The organism is Anaeromyxobacter sp. Fw109-5, from assembly GCF_000017505.1.
Classification (GTDB): Bacteria; Myxococcota; Myxococcia; order Myxococcales; family Anaeromyxobacteraceae; genus Anaeromyxobacter.
Map to the genome: position 1 here is coordinate 886,976 of NC_009675.1, position 21,035 is coordinate 908,010.

Below are 21,035 nucleotides of genomic sequence, written 5' to 3' on the forward strand. Positions count from 1 at the left end.
GGCTCCGTGGTCAACTACGTCCTACGAAAGATGCTCGGCACGAAGAACGAGCGCGAGCTCAAGCGGTTGCGCCCGCTCGTCGCCCGCGTCAGCGAGCTCGAGCCGCGCATGAAGGCGCTCTCCGACGCCGACTTCCCGCGGCTCACCGCCGAGTGGAAGCAGCAGGTGCGCAACGGGAGGCCGCTCGACGACCTGATGCCCGAGGCCTTCGCGCTGGTGCGCGAGGCGGGCGTGCGCGCGCTGGGGATGCGCCACTTCGACGTGCAGCTCATCGGCGGGGCGGTCCTCCACTCCGGCCGGATCGCCGAGATGAAGACCGGCGAGGGCAAGACCCTCGTCGCGACGCTCCCCTCGGTGCTGAACGCGCTCTCCGGGCGCGGCGTCCACGTGGTGACGGTGAACGACTACCTCGCCCGCCGCGACTCGGAGTGGATGGGGCGGCTGTACCGGTTCTGCGGCCTCACGACCGGCGTGATCGTGCACGGCCTCACCGACCGCGAGCGGCAGGACGCCTACCACTCGGACATCACCTACGGGCAGAACAACGAGTTCGGCTTCGACTACCTGCGCGACAACATGAAGTTCCGCCTGCAGGACTACGTGCAGGGGGAGCTCAACTTCGCGATCGTCGACGAGGTGGACTCGATCCTCATCGACGAGGCGCGCACCCCGCTCATCATCTCGGGGCCGTCCGACGAGTCGTCGGACCTGTACTACCGGGTCAACCAGGTCATCCCCTCGATGATCCGGGACCAGGACTTCACGGTCGACGAGAAGAGCAGGACGATCGTGATGAGCGACTCGGGCGTCGAGAAGATGGAGAAGAAGCTCGGGGTCCAGAACCTCTACGATCCGAACGCCATCGAGACGCTGCACCACGTCGAGCAGGCGCTCCGCGCGCACCACCTGTACCGGAACGAGGTCGACTACGTCGTCAAGAACGGCGAGGTGCTCATCGTCGACGAGTTCACCGGCCGCCTCATGCCGGGCCGGCGCTGGTCGGACGGCCTGCACCAGGCGGTGGAGGCGAAGGAGGGCGTCAAGATCGAGGCGGAGAACCAGACCCTCGCCACGATCTCCTTCCAGAACTACTTCCGCATGTACTCGAAGCTCGCGGGCATGACCGGCACCGCGGACACCGAGGCGGAGGAGTTCGCGAAGACCTACAACCTCGACGTCGTCGTCGTCCCGACCAACAAGAAGAACGTCCGCAAGGACTCGGAGGACGTCGTCTACAAGACCGAGCGCGAGAAGTTCGGGGCGCTCTGCGACGAGATCGAGACGCGGCACAAGAAGGGGCAGCCCGTCCTCGTCGGCACGGTGTCCGTCGCGAAGAGCGAGGTCGTCTCGAGCCTGCTCAAGCGCCGCGGGGTGCCGCACGACGTCCTGAACGCGAAGCACCACCAGCGCGAGGCCGAGATCGTCGCGCAGGCGGGGCGCAAGGGCTCGGTCACCATCTCCACCAACATGGCGGGCCGCGGCACCGACATCATCCTCGGCGGCAACGCCGAGATGATGGCGAAGCACGAGGTGGGTCCGGAGCCGGACCTGCCGATGGAGGGGGAGGCCGAGGAGTCGTTCCTCGCCCGCAAGCAGGAGTGGGCGCGGCGCCTCGAGGAGACGAGGGAGCGGCTGCGCGGGCAGACGGCGACGGAGCACGACGAGGTCGTCGCGCTCGGTGGCCTGCACATCGTCGGCACCGAGCGGCACGAGTCCCGCCGCATCGACAACCAGCTGCGCGGTCGCGCCGGCCGCCAGGGCGACCCGGGCTCGTCGATCTTCTACCTGTCCCTCGAGGACGAGCTCATGCGCATCTTCGGATCCGAGCGGATCCAGGGGCTCATGAGCCGCATGGGCATGAAGGAGGGGGAGCAGATCGAGCACCCCTGGCTCACGAAGGCCATCGAGGGCGCGCAGAAGAAGGTCGAGGGGCACAACTTCGACATCCGCAAGAACCTGCTCGAGTACGACGACGTCATGAACCAGCAGCGCCGGTCGGTCTACCGGCTGCGGCGCATGGTGCTCGGCTTCGGGGCGGGCGTCCCGGTGGTGGAGTACGACGAGGAGCCGAAGACGCGGAAGAAGACGCGCCGCGAGCAGGTCTTCACCTGGGGAGATCAGCGCGAGCACGTGCTCGATCTCATCGAGGACCTGGTGTTCGACATGGTCGGCGCGAGCTGCCCGAACCGGCTCTCGGACTGGAACCTCGACGGGCTCTCCTCGATGGTGAAGGAGCAGTTCGGCGTCGAGATGAAGTTCGCGCCCCCCTCGGGCAAGGCCGCCGACGCGCGCCGCGAGATCGAGGAGCAGGTCTACGCGGTCGTCGAGAAGGCCTACCGCCAGAAGGAGGAGGAGCTCGGGATCGGCCCGGACGGCGAGCCGGTGCTCCGGCGCTACGAGCAGTGGCTGTACCTGCAGGCCATCGACCAGCAGTGGAAGGACCACCTGCTCTCGATGGACCACCTGCGCCAGGGGATCGGCCTGCGCGGCTACGGCCAGAAGGACCCGAAGCAGGAGTACAAGAAGGAAGGCTACGAGATGTTCGTGCAGATGACCTGGCGCGTGAAGAGCGCGGTCATCGGCAACCTCCTCCGCCTCCAGCTCGTCCGCCAGGAGACCGCCGAGGAGATCGAGCAGAAGCGGCTCGCCGCGCAGCGACGCGCGATGCAGCGCATCACCGAGACGCACGCCGCCGCGGCGGGCGACGGGGAGGAGAAGCCCCGCCCCAAGCAGGAGACCGTGGTCCGCACGCAGCCCAAGGTCGGGCGGAACGACCCGTGCCCCTGCGGCTCGGGCAAGAAGTACAAGAAGTGCCACGGCGCGACGGAGGCGGCCGTCTAGCCCGTCCACCGCAGCGCTCCCCCCGGCGGCCCCCGCGTCGAGCGCGGGGGCCGCGTCGTGTCCGGCGACGGCGTGCCGGCGGGCGCCCGCTCAGCCCCCGTGGGCCGACTCTGCTAACCTCCCGCGTCCCTCGAATGCGACCTCGCTCCGCCGCACTGCTCCTCTCCGCGCTGCTCCTCGCCGGCGCCCCGGCCGCGGCGGCGGGCGCCACGGGAGAGGCCCGCGGCGACGGCCTCCACGCCTCCGATCCGCAGAGCGGCGCGGTGTCGCCGGAGACCCCGGCCGAGCCGACCGCGAAGGCCGCGTCGGCGGCGGTCGCCGCCCCGCCCCGCGGCGTGCGCGGCTTCGGCCTGCCGGTGCTCTTCTGGCTGCCGGAGACGAAGCTCGGGTTCGGCGCGACGGGTGGGCTGCACCTGCACCTCCGCGGAGCGCCGCGGGCTTCGTCGGTGTTCGCCGCCCTGGTCTACACGCTCGAGGGGCAGGGCTCGGTGGACCTCGCCGGCGACGTGACCACGAAGGGCGGCGCCTTCGTCGGTGGCCGCATCCGCGCGCTCCACTTCCCGGACGTCTACTACGGCCTCGGCCCGGAGTCGCACGAGGGCGATCGCGAGCCGTTCACCCGCCGCACGCTCGAGGGGTACCTCGTCGCCGAGTGGCCGATCGCCGGCCCGTCGCTGCGCGCCGGCCCGCGCGTCGACTTCCGCGCCGAGGAGATCCAGGACATCGAGCCAGGCGGCGCGCTCGCCGCGGGCGCCGTCGCGGGCGCCGGCGGGTTCCGCGGGGCAGGGCTCGGCGCCAGCATCACCTTCGACACGCGCGATGGTGCATTCTGGCCGTCGCGCGGCGCCTTCGCGCAGGCCTGGTACTCGCTCTACCCCTCCGCGCTCGGCGACCACGGCGGGGCCGGGCGCGGGCTCGTGGAGGGGCGCAAGTTCGTGCCGCTCGGCGCGGGCCGCGTCCTCGGCTTCGCCGGCATCGCCGAGTGGTCGCACGGCGACGTGCCGTTCACGATGCTGCCGCGGCTCGGCTCCACGCGCTTCCTGCGCGGCATCCGCGAGGGGCGCTACCGCGATCGGCTCGCGTGGGCGGGCCAGACGGAGCTGCGTCTCCCCGTGCGCGGGCGGCTCTCGGCCACCGTGTTCGGTGCGCTCGGCGACGTCGCGAGCTCCCCGAGCGACCTCGGGCTCGGCACCATCAAGGTCGCCGGCGGCGCCGGGCTGCGGTGGCGTCTGACCGACGAGGGCGCCAACATCCGGCTCGACGTCGCCGTCGGTCCCGCGGGCCCCGAGGTGTACGTGCTCGTCCTCGAGGCGTTCTGAACGACGGTTCGCGGTGCGCGACCACCTCCTTCGCCGCCGGCGCGGCGACGCGCCGGCGGTCGCCCCTCGGGGCTCACTCCCCCTCGGGCCGCGGATGCATCGCCAGCTCCGGCTCGGGCGGCAGGTTCAGCACCTCCTCCGCGCAGAGCTCCACGACGAAGTCCGCGAGGTCGCGGATCGAGAACATGCCCGCGGGCCGACCTTCGCCGTCCACGAGGGGCACGTGGCGGAAGCGCCCGACGCTCATCTTGTTCACCGCGTAGGCGACGGGGTCGCTCGGGTGGAGCGTCTCCGGGTCCCGCGTCATGAACTGGGCGATCGGCGCGCCGGCGTACCCGGGGACCGGCAGCGCCCGCTCCAGCAGGTCGCGCTCCGTGAAGATCCCGGCGAGCCGTCTCCCGTCGTCGTTCGCGACGACGAGCAGGGCGGAGACGCGTCGCTCCCGCATGAGCGCGATGCCCTCCGCCACCGTCGCGTCGGGCGCGACCGTGACCGGCTCGCCGCGCTTCACCTCGGCGAGCGGCGTCCGCAGCAGCTCCCGGCCCACGTGGCGGTCGCGGCCGACGTCCGGCTCGCCCTCGTCTCCCTCCAGCGGCTCGAGCTCGCCCGCTGCCTCGCGCTCCTGGATCACGGCGTCCTCCTTGGCCGGCGGCGCTTCGAAAAGAAGTTGCCCTCCGGACCCCCCGATGCTCCTTTTCCGCGAGGAGCCCCCGCAACGCCCTCGCGGGGACGACGTGCGAGTACCCGAGCCCTTCGACCTCGACCTCACGGTCCGCAGCCATGGCTGGTACGACCTGCCGCCGTGGCGATACGACCCGGCGCGCCGCGTGCTCGGCCGCCCGCTCCTCCTCGCGGGAGGGAGGACGGTCTACGCGGAGGTCGCGGCGGGGCAGGGCGGGCTCGCGTTCCGCGCGCTGGCCGAGGGGCGGCTCGGCCCGGCCGAGGCGCGCGCCGCGCGGGCGGCGATGCGGACCTGCCTGTCGCTCGACGAGGATCTCTCCGGGTTCCACGCCCGGGCCGCCGCGCTCGAGGCGCGCCGCGCGGAGGGCCGGGCGAAGGACCTGCCCGATCTCCGCTGGGCGCTGGCGCGCGGCGCGGGACGGCTGCTCCGCTCCCCGACCGTGTTCGAGGACGCGGTGAAGACCCTCTGCACCACCAACTGCTCATGGGCGCTCACGCGCGCGATGGTCTCGCGCCTGTGCGACGCGCTCGGCGCGACCGCGCCGCTCGGTACGCGGGCGTTCCCCACCCCCTCCGCGATGGCGTCGATGCCGGAGCGCTTCTACCGGGACGAGATCCGCGCCGGGTACCGCGCTCCCTTCCTCGCGGCGCTCGCCCGCGACGTCGCCTCGGGCGCCCTGGACCTCGAGGGGCTCCGCGGGACGGCGGAGCCGACCGACGCGCTCGCGCGGCGCATTCGCGCCCTCGCCGGGTTCGGCCCGTACGCGACCGAGCACCTCCTGCGGCTGCTCGGCAGGCACGATCACCTCGCGCTCGACGCCTGGACCCGCCCGGCCCTCGCGCGGCTGCGCGGGCGCCGCCGCGTCCCGACGGATCGGGCCCTGCGCCGCTGGTACGCGCCGTACGGGGAGTTCGCGGGCCTCGCGATGTGGCTCGAGGTCACCGCCGACTGGCACGACGGTCTGCCGGCCTGGCCGCCCTGATGGCGGGCGGAGGCCGTGGTACAACGCACGCGGATCCCGCGGGGAGGCCGGAGATGAAGGCAGCGTTCGTTCTGGTGAAGTGCGAGCTGGGCAGCCTCGAGGAGGTCGCGAACGCGATCATGGAGATCGAGGGCGTCTCGGAGGTGCACTCCGTCACCGGAGAGTACGACCTGCTCGTGAAGCTGTACGCGCCCGCCTACGAGGCGTTCGGGGACCTCATCCCCGATCGCCTGCAGAAGGTGCCCGGCGTGAAGCACACCCAGACCATGCTCGCGTTCCGGGCGTTCAAGCCCATGGCGTGAGGCGCGGCCCGCGCGCCGCCCGTCAGGGGGCGGGCGGAGCCGGGGGAGGGGGCGGGGGCGCGACACCGGGGGTCACGCCGCGGCCGTACTCCCGCTCGTACATCTTCAGGACGGCGAGCAGGAAGGTCACGATGAGCGGCCCCAGCACGAGGCCGATCCCGCCGAACGTGGCGAGGCCGCCGATCAGGGCGAAGAAGACGATCCCGCCGTGCAGCTCCATCCCGCCCTTGAGCAGGTAAGGCCGGGCGACGTTGTCGATGAGCGAGACGACGGCGGCACCCCACGCGACGAGGAACGTCCCCGCGAGGACGTGGCCCGTCGCCAGCAGCAGGAGCCCGACGCCGACCACCATGAACGCGCCGCCGAGCGCGGGGACGAGCGCGACCACGAACGTGGCGAGGGTGAAGAAGACGAGGTTCGGCGCGCGCGCGATGAGGTAGCCGACCAGGGCGGTGGCGGTCTGGATGCCGGCCGTCGCGAGGGTCGCGGTGAGCACCGAGACGCTCGTCTTGCTGAAGTCCTCGATGAGCTCGCGCAGCAGCCCGGGCCGGAGCGGTACGTGCCGGTCCAGCCAGCCGACGAGGCGCGAGCCGTCGACGAGCATGAAGAACAGCGCGATGAGCATCATCACGACCTGGAAGACGGCGCTGCCCGTCGCGGAGATCACCGTCGCGACGACCCCCGCGGCCTGCTGCCCTTGCTGGGCGATCTGCTTGATCTGCTGCTGCGGCTCGGGGATCGCCGCGACGACCTTGCGCGCCGCCTGCTCCAGCGGGTCGGGGAGCCGCGCGAGGATCCCGCCGATCCCCTCGCTCGCGAAGAGCTTCCGGAGGAACTGCACGCCGTCCAGCACCTCCCCCACGATCAGGGTCCCGATCGCGGCGAGCGGCAGCACCACCGCGAGCAGCACGGCGATGGTGAGGGCGGCGGCGGCGATCTCCCGGCGGCCGCGCAGCTTGCGCGCCAGCCACTCCATCGGGCGGCGCAGCGTCGCGGAGAGCACGGCGGCGAGGAAGAACGCGACCCAGAACGGCCAGACGAGGGCGGCCGTGAGCGCGAGCGCGACGACGAGCATCGAGACGAGCAGGCGGCGCGCGTGTGTGGGCGGGGGCATGCAGGGGTCCTAGAAGTTCGCGTGGACGCGCTCGGGCGGGATCCCCGCCCGCGCGAGCGTCCGCCGCACGTCCTCCACCATCGCCGTCATCCCGGAGGCGAAGGCCACCGCGTCGGTCGGCGGGCCGCCGCCGAAGGCGAGCGATCGCGCAACCTCCTGGACGCGCCCGCGGAGGCCCTGCCAGGCGTCGTCGGCCCCCGAGGGACACAGGATCACGCGCACGCCGCGGCGTTCCCAGGCGAGGTGCTCGCCCAGGTAGGCGAACTCGCCGCCGTGCCGCTGGCCGTAGAAGAGGGTCACTCGCCCGAAGCGCTCTCGCGCCCGCACGAGGTGCTGCACGAGGGCGCGCACGGGCGCGATCGCGGAGCCGGCGGCGAAGAGGAGCACGTCCTTGCCCTCGGCCTCGTGGACGGGGAACCCCTTGCCGAAGGGCGGCGTCAGCTCGAGCCGTTCACCGGGGACGGCCCGCGCGATCACCGCGTCGGCGACGTGCCCACCGCGCTTGACGAGCAGGTCGGCTGGCCCGGCGGGATCGGGCGCGCTGGCGAGCGCGAAGAAGCCCTCGCCGGCATCCGTCCGGATCTTCACCACCTGCCCGGGGAGCACGTGCGCGGCCGCGAGCGACGGCGGCAGCGCGATCCGCAGCCCCCGGAAGGTCGTGGTCTCGTCCCAGGCCGCGAGCACCGGCACGAGGGCGTGTGCTGTGGGCCCCGTCATCGCGCGAAACCTATCACCGGGCGGCCGCCGGAGGCGTGTCCGCGGCGGCCCGGCGCGGCGGCTCGGGAGGGGCGTTGGTCCGCGAGGGTCACCCAGCGTCATCGCTCCGGACGCGAGCGGGGATCCTCCGCCGCTCCGCCGCGCCCTCCAGCGCGTCCAGGTCGAGCAGCCACCCGTCGCGGGCCGCCACCGTCGGGACCCCCGTCCGCTGCGAGATCTCGAGCGCGAGCTCCTCCGCCCGGCCGCGCGCGAGCTGCATCCCCAGGTGCGTGAGGACGGCGAGCCGCGGCCGGATCTCGGCGACGAGCGTCTCGGCGTCGTCCGCGCCGAGGTGCAGGTAGCGGCGGTCCCGCCCGCGCTCGCGGGTGGTGTTCACGACGAGGAGGTCGACGCCCGCGTAGGCGCGCGGCAGGGCGTCCATCCAGAACGTGTCCACGACGTGACCCGCCGTGAAGCCGGGCGCGTGGAGCCGATACCCGTAGGTCTCGATGCCGTGGTCGTGGGCGAGCGGCGTCTCGACGACCACTCCCGGCGCGAGCTCGTGCCGGCTCCCCTCGGAGAGGACCAGCCGGCGCGCCACGAAGCCTTGCGCGTACCGGAACACCACCGGCTCCTCGTCGAGCGCGTCGCTGGGCGCGAGGAGCGTCCCCCGCGGCGCGAAGCCCCCGCGGCTCATCGCCTCGACGACCGCGGTGGCGTCCCCCGCGTGATCGAGGTGCCGGTGCGTCACGAGGAGCGCGTCCACCTTCGCGGGATCGACGCGCGGGCGCGAGGCGAGCGCGCGCACCAGCGCGCCCGGTCCGGGGTCGACCCACAGCGTCGCGCCGCCGAGCGTCCACACGAGCCCGCCGGAGTGGCGGAGCTGGGTCGAGACGACGAACCGCGCGCCAGCGGTCCCGAGGAACTTGAGGGTCCGTGCCGGCGAGCTCACGGCACGGTTCTAACGCCCGCCGCGGGCGGGGGCACGCCCGCGCCGCGCGGCGGCCGCGGGGAGCGGTCAGTACGAGAGGAGCGCGTGGACGTGCTCGCGGCCGAGCCGCTTCGCACCGCCGAGGAACCCGAGCTCGACGAGGAACGAGTAGGCGACGAGCGTCGCGCCCTGACGCGTGACGAGCCGGCCGACCGCGTCGGCGGTGCCGCCCGTCGCGAGCACGTCGTCCACGACCAGGACGCGCTCGCCCGCCTTCACCGCGTCGATGTGCAGCTCGAGGGAGTTCTCGCCGTACTCCAGGGAGTAGACCTCCCGGATGGTCTCCCAGGGGAGCTTGCCCGGCTTGCGCGCGATGGTGAGCCCCGCGCCGAGCGCGTACGCGAGCGGCGCCGCGAAGAGGAAGCCGCGCGACTCGATGCCCACGACCTTCGAGATCCGCTCGTCCTTCCAGCGCGCGACGAAGGCGTCGATGACCTCGCGGAAGGTGGTGGGATCGGCGAGGACCGGGGTGATGTCCTTGAAGACGATCCCCTTCTGCGGGAAGTCGGGGACGTCTCGGATGCGGGCGCGGACGGCTTCCATGGCGGCGGACATTACCACGGCTCGTCCGCTCCCCGCCTCGACGGCGGCCTGCCGGGCCAGGGCGTCGCGCGCCCGCGCCCGGCCCTAGGGGAGGAAGAGGAGTGGGTTGCGCGGCCGGGTCCCCTGGCGCACCTCGAAGTGCAGGTGGGGTCCGGTCGTCCGCCCGGTCTGGCCGACGCGCGCGATCGGGTCGCCGCGCGAGACCCGTTGGCCGTCCTTCACCAGCACGCGCGAGTTGTGGGCGTACAGCGTCACGAGATCGTTCGCGTGCTTCAGGATGACGAGCGCCCCGTAGCCGGGCTGGTCGCCCGCGAAGATGACGGTCCCTTCGGCGGCGGCGCGCACCGGCGCGCCCTCCGGGGCGGCGATGTCGATCCCGTCGTGCCGCTGTCCGGCCCGCACGCCGTAGCGGCCGTAGAGCACCCCCTTCAGCGGCCACGCCAGCGGCGTGCCGCCGTCCTCGCGCGCGGCGGCCGGGGCGCGAGCGGGGCGGGGCGGCTCTGGCGCTGCGCCGGGGGCGGTCGGGGTGGAGGGGGCGGGCGGGAGCGGCGCGGCGGCCGGGGCGGGCGCGGCGGCGGCGCCGTCCGCCGGGGAGAGCTCCACGACGCGGCTCGCGCCGGGCACGAACAGCTCCGTGCCAGCGGCGACCGCCCGGGGGTCGGAGATCCCGTTCGACTCGAGGAGGTCCGCGGGGTCCACGCCGTAGCTCTTGGCGATGCGGTAGATGGTCTCGCCGCGCCGGACGACGTGCACGACGCCGGCGAGGCCCGGCTCCTCGTGATGCGGGGGGGCCTCGAGCGGGACCGGCAGCGCGCCGCGCGGCGGTGCCGCCGCAGCCGGGGCCTCCGGGGAGGAACCGCGCGGCGCGAGCGAGGGCGGGGGAGCGCAGGCGGCGAGCGCGAGGACGAGCGCGGCGGCGCCGCGCGTGACGCCCCTCACAACGCCGGCTCCTTCTCGTAACCGGGCACCGTCCAGCTCCGCAGCCCCTGCAGCACTGCGTCGTGCGAGGAGTCGAGGTGGAGGGGCGTCACGGCGACGAGCCCCTCGCCGAGGACGCAGTTGCAGTCGGACCCCGGGATGTCCTCGTTCGTCGGACCGCCCTCCCCCCCGATCCAGTAGTACTTGCGGCCGCGCGGGTCGGTCTTCTCGACCACCTCGTTGCCGTACGTGCGCCGGCCGAGACGCGTGAAGCGGTACCCGCGCACCGGACCGCGCGGCACGTTGACGTTGAGGAGGAGCGGGGCGGGCGGCTGGGTCGCGACCACGCGGCGGGCCAGCGCCACCGCGAACCGGGCCGCCTCGTCGAAGACGTGCGGCGGCGAGCACGCGAGGGAGACGGCCAGTGCGTGCACCCCGAGGAGCGCTCCTTCCATCGCGGCGGCGACCGTGCCGGAGTAGAGCACGTCGTTGCCGAGGTTCGGCCCATGGTTGATGCCCGACACGACCACGTCCGGACGCGCGCCGCGGAGGACGTGGTTCAGGCCCATGTACACGGCGTCCGTCGGCGTGCCGTCCACGGCGTACCAGCGCGGCGCCATCTCGAAGAGCCGGAGCGGCCGGTGCAGCGAGATCGCGTGGGACGAGGCGGACTGCTCGCGATCCGGGGCGACCACCCACACCTCGTCGCCCTCGAAGGCGTCCGCGAGCGCCTTCAGCCCCGGCGCGTGGACGCCGTCGTCGTTCGAGAGGAGGACTCGCACGCGCGTGAATCTACCAACCGGGCGGGCGCGCCGCCAGGCGAGCCACGGGCGCGTGCGCGGAAGATCAATCGAGCCGCGCGAGCTCGGAGGCGACCGCCTCGGCGACCTCGCGCGCGTGCTGCACGGCCGCGGGCCGTACGCGCGTGAGGGCGCGGCGCACCGCCGCCTCGACCGTGCCGCTGCGCAGCTCGTCCACGGCGCGGCCCTTGCTCGACAGGAAGAGCAGCGCGCGGCGGGCGTCGCGCGGATCCGGACGGCGCTCCACGAGCCCGCGGTCGCCGAGGCGCCGGAGGATGCCGGTGAGCGTGCTGGGATGGAGGTGCAGGATCTCGGAGACCTCTCCGGCCGAGACGCCGGGGTAGCGGCCGACGATGCGGACCACCAGCCGCTGCGGCGCCGTGATCTCGAGCCGCGACTCCATCCGCTTGGACGCGGACTGCAGGGCGTGATCCAGCGCCCAGAGCGTCCGCATGAACTCCAGCACCGGCCCCAGCGTCTTTCCGTTGACCTTCTCGCTCATCCGCGGCGCGGCGCCTCTCTGTGCTCGTGCGGCCATCGCGCCATTTCACCCCGATCCCGGCGCGATTGCCACGGGCGAGGTCCCGTCCCGCGCTCGTGCGACACATCTCCACACCCTTGTACCGGACCGTCCGTTCTGGGTTAATGGCGACTCCAACCCGCAGTCCGTGTCCGGGGGGACACCGTGGACTCGCGAGACGAGAGCACCGCGGCTTCGCACGCGGGCGGCACCGATCCCTGCTGGGAGGCGGAGCGCGCCGCGCGCAGGGAAGCCGAGGCGTCTGCGGCGCGGCTCGCGCGCCTCCAGGCGGTCACCGCGGCCCTCTCGAGCGCGCGGACGCCGGACGAGGTGGCGGAGGTCACGCTCGGCCGCGGGGTCTGGGCCCTCGGCGGCGCGCGCGGTCTCCTCCTCGTTCCAGGGGCGGGGGGTGGAATGGACGTGCTCCCTTCGCCGGGCGCGGCGGACGCGTTCGCGAGCGCGGCCGCGCGGCTCCCCGGTCCCGGTCCGGTGCGCGACGCCTTCCACCACGGCGCGCCGGTGTTCCTCCCGGACCGGGCCGCCATCGCGGCGCGCTACCCGGGCCTGGACGGGCTCGCGGGCGCCGCGCTCGTCGCCCTGCCGCTGCCGTCGCAGGGGCTCCCGCTCGGCGTGCTCCTCGTCGGCTACGACGCGCCCCGCGCGTTCCCGGAGCCGGACCGCGCCCTCGCGTTCTCGCTCGCGTTCCACTGCGCGCAGGCGCTCGACCGCGCTCGCCTGTTCGTGGCGGAGCGGCTCGCGCGCGCCGAGGCGGTGGCGGCGCAGCGCCGGCTCGCGTTCCTCGACGAGGTCTCGGCCCACCTGGCGGCGACGCTGGAGGAGGACGAGATGCTCGCGGGCCTGGTGAGGCTCGCCGTCCCCGCCCTCGGAGACTGGGCGGGGGTCCTCGCGCTGGGCGACGAGGGGCTCGAGGTGGCGGCGCGGCTCGGACCGGACGCGGTCGGCGCGCCGGTGGAGGCGCTCGTCCGTGGATTGGCGCTCGAGCGGCTCCTCGCGGCGGGGGACGCCGCGCGGGCGGAGACCGTCGAGGAGTTCTCGGCCCCTGGCGATGCCGCGGGGGGGCCGGCGCCGCGCGCCGCGGTCCTCGCGCCCCTCGTCGCCGCCGGCGGGGTGATCGGGGTCCTCGCGGTCGCCAGCGCGGATCCGGCGCGGCGCTACGGGGCCGGGGATCGCGTGCTGGTCGCGGACGTCGCGCGCCGCACGGCGCTGGCGGTGGCCCACGTGCGCCTGCTGCGCGACGCGCGGGTCGCGGCCCGCGCGCGCGAGGAGTTCCTCCAGGTCGCGTCGCACGAGCTGCGCGGGCCGCTCGGGACGCTCCGGCTCGGGGTCCAGCTGCTGCTGCGCGAGGGCGGCTCGAAGCCGCCGGAGGCGCGCCTGCGGATGATCGAGCGCCAGGCGGATCGGCTGGTGCGGCTCGCGGACACCCTCCTCGACGTGTCGCGCATCACGGCGGGCCGCTTCGCCCTCGCGCGCGAGGACGGCGACCTCGCGGCGCTGGTCCGCGACGTCGTCGCCCGGTACGCGGAGGAGGCGAGCGACGCGCGCTGCGCGCTGACCTGCGAGGCGCCTGGCCCGCTCCGCGGCTCCTACGACGCGTCGCGCCTCGAGCAGGTGCTGTCGAACCTGGTCTCGAACGCGCTCAAGTACGGCCGCGGTCGCCCGGTCCGCGTGGCGCTCTCCTCCGCCGACGGCGTGGCGCGGCTCAGCGTGGCGGATCGCGGGATCGGCATCGCTCCCGCCGACCAGGCGCGCATCTTCGGGCGGTTCGAGCGCGCGGTGTCGGGGCGCCACTACTCCGGCCTCGGCCTCGGCCTCTGGATCGTCCGGCAGATCGTCGCCGCGCACGGCGGCCGCATCGGCGTGGAGAGCACGCTGGGCGAGGGCGCCACCTTCACGGTCGACCTCCCGCTCTCGCCCAGCGCCTGAGAGGGCGTCCAGAGCTCCCCTCCCGCCTCCTTCCCCGGCCACCTGGACCGCCCGGCCCCGCGCGTGGCACAGTGCGCGGCGCGCGCGCTAGGGAGCGCCGCTGCTTCATGCATCCGATCGTCGGGCTGCCCGCCGCCCTGCTCCGCGGGCTCTTCCTCGCCGCCGCCGCGCCGGCGCTCGGCCTCCTGCGCGGCGCGCCGCCTCCGCTGGGAGGGGGCCGCGCCGCGGGCCCGGCGAGTCGGGTCCGGGCCTCGCTGCGCGCCTCGTCCACCGAGGGCGTGTTCGCGGAGCTGGTCGCCGCGACGGCCGGCCCCACGGTGCTCACCGGATGGGCGCTCCACCTCGGCGCGACGCCGCTCGAGGTCGGGTTCATCGCGGCCCTGCCGCAGCTCGCCCAGGCGGTGCAGCTCCCGGCGGCCTGGACGACGGCGACGTTCGGCCGCCGCCGCGTGGCGGTGGCGGCGGTGACGCTGTCGCGTCAGGCGCTCCTACCGCTCGCCGTGCTCCCGCTGCTGCCCGTCTCCGCGGCCGCGGCGCGGGCGATCCTGCTCGGCGTCGCGGCGCTGTCCGCGGTGCTCGCGGTGGTCGGCAACAACGCGTGGAGCGCGTGGATGGGCGAGCTCGTCCCCTCGCGGCTCCGCGGCCGCTACTTCGGGCGCAGGACCGCGATCTGCGCCGCCTGCGGCACGGCCGCGGGGCTCGGGGTGGCGCGGCTGCTCGACGCAGCCTCGTCGCGTGCCGCCGCGTCCCTGGCCCTCGGCGGCCTCGCGCTCGCCGCGAGCGGCTTCGGCGCCGTCACGACCCTGCTCATGCTGCGCCAGCACGAGCCGCCCGCGCCCGCGCCGGCGCCGCCGTCGCTCGCGGACGCGGTGCGGCCGCTGCGCGATCGCGACGCGCGCGCCGTGCTGGCGTATCAGGTGGCGTGGAACGCCTCCGTGGGGCTCGCCGGCGGGTACTTCACCTTCCACCTCCTCCACAACCTGCGGGCCGGGTTCACCCTCGTCGCGGCGCACGCCGCCATCTCGGCGGCCGCGCGGGTCCTGTCGGCGCCGATGTGGGGACGCGTGCTGGACCGCGCGGGGGCTCGCCCGGTGCTGGCGGCCTGCTCGTTCGCAGCCGCGGGGCTCCCGCTGCTGTGGCTCGCGACGTCGCCCGGCGTGCTCTGGCCCATCGCCATCGACGCTGCCCTCGGCGGGATCGCGTGGGGCGGGCACGCGCTCGCGACGTTCGCGCTCCCCCTCGAGATCGGCGCCCGCCGCGACCGGCCCTTCCAGCTCGCCGTGTTCTCCATGGCGGGCGGGGTGGCCTACGCCGCCGCGGCCGCCGTCGGGGGCGCCGCGGTCGCGGCGCTGCCCGCGCAGCTCGCCGCCCTGGGACGCGCCGGCGGCCACGGGCTCGAGCTGCTGTTCGTGGTCTCCGCCGGAGGTCGGCTCGCGAGCGCCTTCCTCGCGCTGCGGACGGATCCGCGCGGCACCGTCTCGCTCGCAGAGGTGCAGCGCGCGGCGACCGGCGCGGCGCGCGGCGCGCTCGCGTACGTGCGCATCCTGCGGCGGTGAACAGTCGCGCCCCTCGACTTCGCGCCCGCTGCGCGGCCGCTACGCCCGGGGTGAGCGGACGTCCCGGGACCCGCCGGGCAAGTACGTGAGCGCGGGTGCAGCCGCAGCCGGAAAGCGAGTCCCCGCACCAGGGTTCACTGCGGGAGGGGAAAGCCCTCATCATCCATCACAAGTCGGCGACGGCTCTGCCCGGAAACGGCCGTATCCGCCAGGCGGGCGGTCCCGAGGCTGGCTCGAGACGAGGGGGACCGGCCGAAGCGCTACCGAGGACCGGAACCGTCGCCGCGCGATCGGCTAACAAGAAACCCGAGGGCGAGACGCGGCACGGGCGTGCTTGGAGGAGCGGAACTCCGAGGAGCCAGGCCATTTCACTGCACGTGAGCCAGGGCGCTTCCGGCCATGGCCAGAGCAACCCATTTGCCCGACGGTAACCGTTGACACGGTTGTCTCGCAGCTCGCTTTCCGCGGCGCGAGCAGCCCGAGAACGCGTGCCTCGCAGCGTTCGCGGGCCACCCGGGGGCGCCGGAGCTGCGCGGGAGGGGGCGCGGCACCCCTGGTCATCGGTCGCGCCTCGCGCCGTTCTCGTGCGCCTGGGGACGACCGAAAATTGCGTGAGACACTGCGTGCATGTCCACCGCACGTGAGCTCACGAACCACCTCGTGCGCCTGCTCCGCGAGGAGCAGGGCGCGATGGCCGACTTCCTCCTCGCCCTCGCCGACTTCGATCGGAAGAAGCTGTGGCGCGAGCTCGGCCATACCTCGCTCTTCTACTACCTCCACCGCGAGCTCAGGCTCTCGAAGGGCGCCGCCCAGAACCGCGAGACCGCGGCCGAGCTCATCCAGGCGTTCCCCGAAGTGGAGGCGGCGCTGCGCGCGGGCGAGCTCTGTTTATCCACCGTGAACGAGCTCGCGAAGGTGCTCACCCCCGAGAACCGCGCGGAGGTGCTGCCCCTTCTTCGGCCTCTCGCGCCGCGAGGCGGAGGCGGTCGCCGTGTCTCTCCGGCCGGCCGAGGCGGTGCCCACCCGCGACGTCATCACCGCGTTCCGGCCGGCCGCCATCGTAGCGGCCACGGTCCAGGCCGCGCTCCTGGCACCCTCACCCGAGTCGCCGGCGCTTCGAGTTCACCCGGTGTCCAGCCGGAGACACAGAGCAGGGGGTGGGGCCCCAGCGGCTCTGCCGCTGGGGCGGGGGGCGCAGCCCCCCGTCAAAAAGGATGCAACCCGAGCCGCTCCACCGGGACGACGTGCTCGCTGCGCAGCCAGGCCGCGGTGTCGAGCCGAAGGGCGTCCTCGTGCGTGCCGCCGCGGACGACGATCCACGGCTCGTGGGCGAGCGCATCGTCCACGAAGATGGGCAGGCCGAACAGCCCGAGCGGCGGCTCCGCGCCGACCTCGCACGGGGGGAAGCGGCCCTGGAACGAGGGCTCCGGCGCGAGCGCGGCCCGCTCGGCCCCGGTGACGCGTCGCAGGGCCTCGAGGTCCACACGCTGCGTCGCGGAGACGACCGCGAGCGCGAGGCGGCCGTCGAGGTCCACCACGACCGGCTTCGCGATCCGCTCGCCGGAGACGTGCTCAGCGGCGGCGAGCCGCTGGGCCGGGACGGCGCGCACGTGCACGGTGTGCTCGTAGGCGAGGTGGTGCTGCTTGAGGTAGCGGTCGATGGGTTCCGGGATCACGGCGACCTCCTCTGCATGGCGCGGGCGTGGAACGGCAGATCTGTAATCGCGCGCCGGCCCCGATCGACGGGGAGGTTCGGCGCGGTGGGGCGGGCCCTGCCGGGCGAGCCCTCGTCCCGGACGCCCTCTCCCGGGGCCCTTGCTTCCTGCCTCGCGGGGACGAATGGTTCGCGTGGCGGTCGTCGCGAGCGCAAACAAGGGCGCCGACGGCACGGCGGCCGCTCCCTCTCATGCCAAACTCCGCCGCGGCTCCCCTACTGGAGCGCCGTCAGACTCCTCAGCTCGCCCGCGCGGCCCACGATCTCGTGCGGGCCTCCCTCGGCGACCTGCGCGGAGCCGAGGTCCTCGTCGCCTCGGACGACTCCGGCGCGCTCGCGGCCACGCTCGAGCGTGACGGCGCGCGGGTGACGCCCGTCACCCTGGGCCGGGACGGGCTCTCGCATCCCGACACCTGGCGCGCGATCGACCTGCCGACCTGGTCGTTCGACGCCGTCGTCGCGGAGGGGCTCCTCTCCGGAGCCCCGGACCCCGAGGCGCTGCTCTACCGGCTCCGCGCCTGGGTGCGGCCGGAGGCGCCGTTCGCCTTCACGGAGCCGCTCGCCCCGGCGGCGTGGGACGCTCGGACCAGTCCGCCCCGGCGCGCGCTCGGCGCGCGCGAGCTCGAGCTCCTCCGCAGGCACCTCCCTGGGCTGCGCGTCACGCGGCTCCCGGCGGCCCCCTCGGCGCGCCCGGCGTCGGCGTGGGCCGACGTGCTCCGCACCGCCGTCGAGAGCGCGGCCACGTGGCTGCCGGGCCTGGATCGCGACGTGCGCATCGCCGTGCTGTCGGGGCGGCTCCCGCCCTGACGGTGAGGGGCCCACGGATCGAGATTCGTTCCGCGACCCTGGGGCCCCCGAAGGACTTCGCTCTCGGTGACGTTCGTCAAGGCCGGGGCGGCGATCCGTGACCACCTTGCGCCGCGATGGCGATCCTCGCCCACGATCTCGACGCGACGGAGGGGCTCGGCGGGCCGCGCCTCAGGGCGCTGCTGGACCTCGGCTTCCCCTGCAACCTCGCCTGCGGCGGGTGCGCGCGGGTCCACCGGCGGGGCCGCCCGAACCGCTCCTCCGCGCTCGCGGTCGCCGCGCGGCTCGCCGGGCTCGTGGGGGAGTCCGGCGCGGCCGCGACGTCGCTCGTCCTCTTCGGCGGCGAGCCGCTCCTCGACGCCGACGCCGTGGTCAGCTGCTCGGCGCTCGTGCGCGACGCGTGCGCGCGGGAGGGGTGCGGTTACGAGGCCACGGTGATGACCAACGCGACGCTCCTCGACGGCTACGTCGCCCGCCGCCTCTCGCGGGCGGGGGTGACGACGCTGCAGGTGACGGTTCCCGTCCGCGGCCGGGTCGCGCCGGAGGGCTCGCTCGACCGCCAGCGCTTCGCCCGGATGGTGCGCAGCATGCGCGAGGCGCGCGACGAGCTGGAGGTGCTCGTCCGGTTCGAGGTGAACGGCACCGACGACCTGCGCGAGGCGCTCTCGACGGTGCGCGCGCTCGAGCACGAGGGGCTGCTCTCCCCGCCGCGCCCCGCGGGGGTGCTGCTCGGGCCGCGCGCGAGCTACGCCGCGCAGGCGCGGGCGCTCTTCGTCGCGCGCCCGACGCGCGCGCCGTCGGCGCTCACTCGATGCCCATGATCCGGTAGGCGAGGCGGAACGCCTCCGCGCTCAGGCTCGTCTCCCAGAACCCGGTCGCCCGGGCGAGCCCCCAGAAGGCGAGCATCGTGGAGAGCGCCACGGCCGGCACGAGCCACGGCGAGAGCGACCGCGCCCCCTTCCGCGTGACGCCGAGGCAGTCGGGCGTCGTGCAGGCGGCGACGCACGACATGCAGCCCGTGCACTCCGACGAGATCACGCGCAGGCGCGCGTGCACCGGGATCTCGGCGGGACAGGCGCGCGTGCAGGCGCGGCAGTCGTTGCACGCCTCGGGATCGCGCCGGACGGAGAGCGGCGAGAGGAGGCTCGCCACGCCGAGGAGGGCGCCGTACGGGCAGAGATACCGGCACCAGAAGTGCTTCACGAGGAGCGAAAGCGCCACGAGCGCGCCCATCACGGCGAGCGCGGTCGTGGAGGGGTGCCGGAAGAAGAGGAGCATCTTCGCGTCGGCCGCCGCGTTGTAGGGCGAGCGGAGGAAGCCCTCGATCGCGTCGAGCGGCATCTGCGCGACGCTCCAGGCGAAGAAGCCGAGGAGCAGGTACTTGAGCGAGGCGAGCGGGAGGTCGAGCCACCGCGGCACCGCGGGCCAGCGCCGGCGCCACAGCGTGCGTCGCCCCACCCACTCCAGCGCGCGGGAGATCGTCCCGACCGGGCAGACCCAGGAGCAGAACGCCTTGCGCGCGAGGAGCGAGGTGGCGACCGCCGCGAGCAGGATGGCGAGGCCGGCGGGGTGGACCTCGTCCCAGTAGCGGGTGAGGAGGAACCGCTTCAGGCCGACGAGCGCGGCGATGGGGAGGAAGCCCTCGACCGCAGGCGGACGCGACGCGGTGAGCGGTCCGTCGCTCGTCGCCTGGGAGACGAAGCGGGCGAACTCCAGGCCGACGAGCGCCACGAAGGCCAGGTACGCGAGCTGGACGGCCCACCGCACGCGGGGGAGCAGCCGGTGCGGGTTCGACCACCGGGCGGTCGCAGGGACGGCTGGGGGGGCAGGGGAGGGCGAGGGCTCGATCGGCGAGGAGGCGGTCGGGGTGTTCATGCGCGGACGCGGTTTCCTGTCGGACAGGGGACCCGAAGCGGTCGCGTCGGTCGGACGGACCGTCCCCAACTTTTCCTTCGACGCTCCTCCAAGAGGGGCCGAGCGGGCATAGCCCCTTCCGAGCGGGGACGCGATGCGTAACATTGCGCGTCCCGAAAGATTCCTTACTTCACGGAGCGTTCATGGCGACGCAGACCTCCCACCTCCCCCGTATCCTCGACCGCCACGCCGACGGGCTCCTCGCAGACTGGATCCGCGAGCAGCGACAGGTGTCGTCCCGGACGGGCGCCATCAAGGAGGCGGAGCTGCGCGAGGAGTGCGGCGAGTTCCTGCGCCTGCTGCGCCAGGCGGTGGGGGACGGAAGCGCCGTGGACGTGAACGGCCCGGAGTTCGACCCGCTGCGCGAGCTCCTGGCGAACGTCTCCCGCACGCGCGGGACGCAGGGGTTCTCCCCCACGGAGACCGCCACCTTCGTGTTCTCCTTCAAGCGGCCGCTGTTCCAGCGCCTGCGCGAGGAGCTGGGGCGCGACACCGCCGCCTTCGCCGACGAGACCTGGGCGACCACGGAGCTGCTCGACCGGCTCGGCCTCTTCACCACCGAGGTGTACCAGAAGACGCGCGAGCAGGTGATCGCGCGGCAGCAGGAGGAGATGCTCGAGCTCTCCACGCCAGTCGTGAAGCTCTGGGACGGCATCCTCGCGCTGCCCATGATCGGGACGCTCGACTCGAACCGGACCCAGGTCGTGATGGAGACGCTGCTCGAGAAGATCGTGGAGACCGGCTCGCAGGTCGCGATCATCGACATCACCGGCGTCCCCACCGTGGACACCCTCGTCGCGCAGCACCTCATGAAGACGGTGGCGGCGGCGCGGCTCATGGGCGCGGACTGCATCATCAGCGGCATCCGCCCCGCCATCGCCCAGACCATCGTCCACCTCGCCATCGACCTCGGCAACGTCATCACCAAGGCGAACCTCGCCGACGCCTTCAAGACGGCGCTCGAGCGGCTGGGCACCGAGTCGACGGCGCTCGCGCGGCGATAGGGCCTCGGACATGGAGCGCATCCCGATCCTGAGGATGGGCGAGTTCCTGCTCGTCACCATCCAGGTCGACATGCACGATCAGCTCGCGCTCGCGCTGCAGGACGACCTGACGGCGCAGATCACCCGCACCGGCGCGCGCGGCGTGCTCATCGACATCTCCTCGCTGGACGTCGTGGACTCCTTCATCGGGCGCATGCTCGGCTCCATCGCGTCCATGTCGCAGCTCATGGACGCCGAGACGGTCGTCGTGGGGATGCGGCCTTCGGTGGCGATCACGCTCGTGGAGCTGGGGCTCACGCTGCACGGCATCCGCACCGCCCTCGACGTGGAGAAGGGGATGACGCTGCTCCGCGCGAGCGCCGCCCGCAGACGCCGGGCGTGAGGATCG

Annotated in this window: 20 protein-coding genes; 10 read left to right on the top strand and 10 right to left on the bottom strand. The window is 74.2% G+C overall.

The window, feature by feature from the left end; genetic code table 11:
• Positions 1-6: 6 nt before the first annotated feature.
• Positions 7-2,841 carry a preprotein translocase subunit SecA gene (secA, locus tag ANAE109_RS04005; RefSeq protein ID WP_011985098.1) on the top strand — a complete coding sequence of 945 codons (2,835 nt, stop codon included), beginning with the start codon at positions 7-9 and terminating at the stop codon, positions 2,839-2,841.
• 134 nt (positions 2,842-2,975) lie between these two features.
• Positions 2,976-4,160 (top strand): BamA/TamA family outer membrane protein, encoded by a 1,185-nt coding sequence (locus tag ANAE109_RS04010; RefSeq protein WP_011985099.1) that lies wholly within the window; start codon positions 2,976-2,978, stop codon positions 4,158-4,160.
• 73 nt (positions 4,161-4,233) lie between these two features.
• On the opposite strand, the gene ANAE109_RS24725 is transcribed toward ANAE109_RS04010, so the two are convergent.
• Positions 4,234-4,791 (bottom strand): cyclic nucleotide-binding/CBS domain-containing protein, encoded by a 558-nt coding sequence (locus ANAE109_RS24725; RefSeq protein ID WP_011985100.1) that lies wholly within the window; start codon positions 4,789-4,791, stop codon positions 4,234-4,236.
• 103 nt (positions 4,792-4,894) lie between these two features.
• Here ANAE109_RS24725 and ANAE109_RS04020 point away from each other — a divergent pair, with 103 nt between their 5' ends.
• Together ANAE109_RS04020 and ANAE109_RS04025 are read left to right on the top strand one after the other, a co-directional pair.
• The gene (locus tag ANAE109_RS04020; RefSeq protein ID WP_041448113.1) at positions 4,895-5,824 is read left to right on the top strand and encodes a DNA-3-methyladenine glycosylase; all 930 of its coding nucleotides are present in this window, start codon (positions 4,895-4,897) and stop codon (positions 5,822-5,824) included.
• 53 nt (positions 5,825-5,877) lie between these two features.
• Entirely contained in the window at positions 5,878-6,126 is a 249-nt protein-coding gene (locus tag ANAE109_RS04025; RefSeq protein ID WP_011985102.1) for an Lrp/AsnC ligand binding domain-containing protein, read from the top strand.
• 22 nt (positions 6,127-6,148) lie between these two features.
• Here the strand turns inward: ANAE109_RS04025 and ANAE109_RS04030 are convergent, their stop codons facing one another.
• The 7 genes from ANAE109_RS04030 to ANAE109_RS04060 all read right to left on the bottom strand — a co-directional run bounded on the left by ANAE109_RS04030 (position 6,149) and on the right by ANAE109_RS04060 (position 11,690).
• The gene (locus ANAE109_RS04030; protein WP_011985103.1) at positions 6,149-7,240 is read right to left on the bottom strand and encodes an AI-2E family transporter; all 1,092 of its coding nucleotides are present in this window, start codon (positions 7,238-7,240) and stop codon (positions 6,149-6,151) included.
• 9 nt (positions 7,241-7,249) lie between these two features.
• Complete coding sequence (locus tag ANAE109_RS04035; RefSeq protein ID WP_011985104.1) at positions 7,250-7,957, bottom strand: oxidoreductase; 708 nt, start codon at positions 7,955-7,957, stop codon at positions 7,250-7,252.
• A gap of 88 nt (positions 7,958-8,045) precedes the next feature.
• Positions 8,046-8,888, bottom strand: coding sequence for an MBL fold metallo-hydrolase (locus ANAE109_RS04040; RefSeq protein ID WP_011985105.1), 843 nt, complete (start codon positions 8,886-8,888; stop codon positions 8,046-8,048).
• A 66-nt stretch (positions 8,889-8,954) separates the two neighbouring features.
• A complete protein-coding gene (locus ANAE109_RS04045; RefSeq protein ID WP_083776993.1) occupies positions 8,955-9,470 on the bottom strand; it encodes an adenine phosphoribosyltransferase in 516 nt (171 codons plus the stop codon).
• A gap of 84 nt (positions 9,471-9,554) precedes the next feature.
• Positions 9,555-10,409: a M23 family metallopeptidase gene (locus tag ANAE109_RS04050; protein WP_011985107.1), complete on the bottom strand. Its 855-nt coding sequence runs from the start codon at positions 10,407-10,409 to the stop codon at positions 9,555-9,557.
• Positions 10,406-11,170, bottom strand: coding sequence for a 5'/3'-nucleotidase SurE (surE, locus tag ANAE109_RS04055; RefSeq protein ID WP_011985108.1), 765 nt, complete (start codon positions 11,168-11,170; stop codon positions 10,406-10,408). The genes ANAE109_RS04050 and surE overlap by 4 nt, the downstream gene beginning before the upstream one ends.
• 64 nt (positions 11,171-11,234) lie before the next feature.
• Positions 11,235-11,690 (bottom strand): MarR family winged helix-turn-helix transcriptional regulator, encoded by a 456-nt coding sequence (locus ANAE109_RS04060; RefSeq protein ID WP_234945238.1) that lies wholly within the window; start codon positions 11,688-11,690, stop codon positions 11,235-11,237.
• Positions 11,691-11,873: 183 nt separating this feature from the next.
• Here ANAE109_RS04060 and ANAE109_RS04065 point away from each other — a divergent pair, with 183 nt between their 5' ends.
• Both ANAE109_RS04065 and ANAE109_RS04070 read left to right on the top strand, forming a co-directional pair.
• Complete coding sequence (locus tag ANAE109_RS04065) at positions 11,874-13,652, top strand: ATP-binding protein (RefSeq protein ID WP_011985110.1); 1,779 nt, start codon at positions 11,874-11,876, stop codon at positions 13,650-13,652.
• A gap of 107 nt (positions 13,653-13,759) precedes the next feature.
• Positions 13,760-15,208: an MFS transporter gene (locus ANAE109_RS04070; protein WP_011985111.1), complete on the top strand. Its 1,449-nt coding sequence runs from the start codon at positions 13,760-13,762 to the stop codon at positions 15,206-15,208.
• A gap of 1,205 nt (positions 15,209-16,413) precedes the next feature.
• On the opposite strand, the gene ANAE109_RS04075 is transcribed toward ANAE109_RS04070, so the two are convergent.
• Positions 16,414-16,884, bottom strand: a complete 471-nt coding sequence (locus ANAE109_RS04075; protein ID WP_011985112.1) for an aminoacyl-tRNA deacylase — start codon at positions 16,882-16,884, stop codon at positions 16,414-16,416.
• 305 nt (positions 16,885-17,189) lie between these two features.
• Here ANAE109_RS04075 and ANAE109_RS04080 point away from each other — a divergent pair, with 305 nt between their 5' ends.
• Both ANAE109_RS04080 and ANAE109_RS04085 read left to right on the top strand, forming a co-directional pair.
• Positions 17,190-17,729: a hypothetical protein gene (locus ANAE109_RS04080; protein WP_041448115.1), complete on the top strand. Its 540-nt coding sequence runs from the start codon at positions 17,190-17,192 to the stop codon at positions 17,727-17,729.
• Positions 17,730-17,845: 116 nt separating this feature from the next.
• Positions 17,846-18,550 carry a radical SAM protein gene (locus ANAE109_RS04085; RefSeq protein WP_011985114.1) on the top strand — a complete coding sequence of 235 codons (705 nt, stop codon included), beginning with the start codon at positions 17,846-17,848 and terminating at the stop codon, positions 18,548-18,550.
• Here ANAE109_RS04085 and ANAE109_RS04090 read toward each other — a convergent pair.
• Positions 18,534-19,604 carry a 4Fe-4S binding protein gene (locus tag ANAE109_RS04090; protein ID WP_011985115.1) on the bottom strand — a complete coding sequence of 357 codons (1,071 nt, stop codon included), beginning with the start codon at positions 19,602-19,604 and terminating at the stop codon, positions 18,534-18,536. The genes ANAE109_RS04085 and ANAE109_RS04090 overlap by 17 nt on opposite strands.
• A 182-nt stretch (positions 19,605-19,786) precedes the next feature.
• On the opposite strand from ANAE109_RS04090, the gene ANAE109_RS04095 reads away from it, so the two are divergent.
• Complete coding sequence (locus tag ANAE109_RS04095) at positions 19,787-20,647, top strand: STAS domain-containing protein (RefSeq protein ID WP_011985116.1); 861 nt, start codon at positions 19,787-19,789, stop codon at positions 20,645-20,647.
• A 10-nt stretch (positions 20,648-20,657) separates the two neighbouring features.
• Positions 20,658-21,029 carry an STAS domain-containing protein gene (locus ANAE109_RS04100; protein WP_011985117.1) on the top strand — a complete coding sequence of 124 codons (372 nt, stop codon included), beginning with the start codon at positions 20,658-20,660 and terminating at the stop codon, positions 21,027-21,029.
• The last annotated feature ends 6 nt before the right edge of the window (positions 21,030-21,035 follow it).